This is a genomic window from Acinetobacter minutum (assembly GCF_035916735.1).
Classification (GTDB): domain Bacteria; phylum Pseudomonadota; class Gammaproteobacteria; order Pseudomonadales; family Moraxellaceae; genus Acinetobacter.
Genome location: NZ_JAQIHG010000060.1, coordinates 1 through 2,353 on the forward strand (window position 1 = coordinate 1; position 2,353 = coordinate 2,353).

The 2,353-nt window shown below is 47.4% G+C and carries 2 protein-coding genes; both read left to right on the forward strand.

Annotation, left to right across the window (positions count from 1 at the left end):
* Positions 1-116 precede the first annotated feature (116 nt).
* Positions 117-1,604: an IS21 family transposase gene (gene istA, locus PAE54_RS12345; protein ID WP_326519652.1), complete on the forward strand. Its 1,488-nt coding sequence runs from the start codon at positions 117-119 to the stop codon at positions 1,602-1,604.
* 2 nt (positions 1,605-1,606) lie between these two features.
* Positions 1,607-2,350 carry an IS21-like element helper ATPase IstB gene (gene istB, locus PAE54_RS12350; RefSeq protein ID WP_326519653.1) on the forward strand — a complete coding sequence of 248 codons (744 nt, stop codon included), beginning with the start codon at positions 1,607-1,609 and terminating at the stop codon, positions 2,348-2,350.
* The last annotated feature ends 3 nt before the right edge of the window (positions 2,351-2,353 follow it).

Below are 2,353 nucleotides of genomic sequence, written 5' to 3' on the forward strand. Positions count from 1 at the left end.
TGCTAATCAGCGTGCAAAACTGACCAGAAATCTGGGAAAAACAGCGTCCAATTTTGACCACCCCAGATGTTATGTAACTATCCAGCTTTTAAGCTGGAGATTCTGGAGTGTTATGCGTGGAAACAATCGCAAAGATCCGTCGAAGGCATTTGATACAGGGTGACAGTATTAGCTCAATTGCCCGCGACTTTAACCTGTCCCGCAATACTGTTCGTAAATACTTGCAGACAGAACAATACGAACCGCAATACCAACGATCCCACCAACCCAAACCTAAACTGGGTGAATATGAAGCCATCCTGGAAGACTGGCTGATTCGGGACGGTTACCTGCCAAAACAACAACGACGCACAGCACGACGTTTATTTGAATGCTTGCAAACCGAAGGCTACCAAGGTGCTTATGATTCCGTGCAACGTTATGTCGGCATGTGGAAGAAATCATCTTTACGCCCCAAATCCAAACAGGCTTTTGTCCCCATGCTGTTCTTGCCTGGAGATACCTGCCAGTTTGACTGGAGTTATGAAACGGTCGAGCTTTCAGGGGAAATACATAAAGTCAAGGTTGCACATTTCCGTTTAGCCCATAGCCGTAAATGCTTTGTTGTGGCCTATCCACGAGAAACACAGGAAATGGTCATGGATGCACATCAACGTGCTTTCCGCTTCTTTGATGGTGTGCCAAAACGCATGGTCTATGACAATCTCAAGACGGTTGTAGATACCATTATGACAGGCAAGGAGCGGCAGTTTAACCGGCGCTTTATGGCACTTGCTGCACATTACCTGTTCGAGCCCGTTGCATGTACACCCGCTTCAGGATGGGAAAAAGGTCAAATCGAAAATCAGGTCGGCAATATTCGCGAATGGCTATTTACACCATGCCCGAAATTCAATGACCTGCAGGAACTCAATCATTGGCTGGAGTTACGGTGCCAGGAGCTTGCCAAAAGACCGCACCCGACCATGAAGCAATACCGGATCATGGATGTCTATGAGATGGAAAAACCCCATCTCATCGCCATCCAACAGCCATTTGACGGTTATATTCAGCATGTCCTTCGCGTAAGCAACCTCTGTCTGGTTCACTTTGACCGCAACCGCTACAGTGTTCCGGCCCACTATGCCGGGAAAATCGTGACCGTCCATGCCTATGCTGACCATATTAAAATGATTTATGAGCATCAGGTCATCGCTGAACATCCCCGTCAGTTTGGGCGGGATCATCTGGCATGTGAGCTTTGGCATTACCTGTCCCTGGCAGAAATGAAGCCTGGTGCAGTCCGTCATGGTGTTCCATTTCAGGAACTGCCACCCGCCATACTCAAAGTCCGGGACAAGATACTGAAATATCCCAAAGGGGATCGTGCCTTTGTCGAGTTGTTGCTTGCTGTCAGGGAACATGGGCTGGAACCTTTACAGGTTGCCTGTGAGCTGACCTTGCAGTATGGCGCCTTTCATCCCTCCATCGTGATGAACGAATTGCGGCGTTTAATTGCTCCGGCACCACCAGCCAATCTGGATCTGTCAGAACAGGAGCGATGGCAACTGCACCATGAGCCACAAGCCAATATCAATCGTTATGACAGCTTATTAGGAGGCTGAACATGTTGCATGATTTTAGTCAACAACTACGGGATTTGCAGCTGTATGGTATGGCAACGGCATGGGATGAGCTGAAACAACAGGAACCCGCTGTCCAACGTAAGCAGAGCATTGAACACTATCTAGAACAACTGATTGAGGCTGAAATTGCAGATCGCTACAGTAAACGGTTGCGGTATCAGCTTAAAGCGGCCCGCTTTCCCGTGTATCGGGACTTTAGCGGCTTTGACTGGTCGGAATCACCGTTAGATGAAGCACAGATCCAGCAACTGGCCACTGCCAAATTTATGGAGCAGGCACACAATCTGATTTTAGTCGGCGGCACAGGAACAGGTAAAACACATATTGCGACGGCCTTGGGTGTATCTGCTATCCATGCAGGTAAAAGAGTCCGTTTCTACAATGCGGTTGATTTGGTGAACCAGTTGGAACGGGAAAAACTGAACGGCAAAGCGGGCAACCTGGCGAAGCAGTTCAGTCTGCTGGATGCATTAATCCTGGATGAATTGGGTTATCTGCCATTCCCTACATCAGGTGGAGCATTGCTGTTTCATTTACTGGGCCATCTTTATGAAAAGACTTCAGTCATCATTACAACCAATCTGGCATTTAGTGAATGGGTACAAGTATTTGGTGATGTAAAAATGACTACAGCATTGTTAGATCGAATCACACATCACTGTGACATCTTAGAATCTGGCAATGATTCCTATCGATTTAAGAAAAGAAAAAAATTAGTGGTCTAGGGT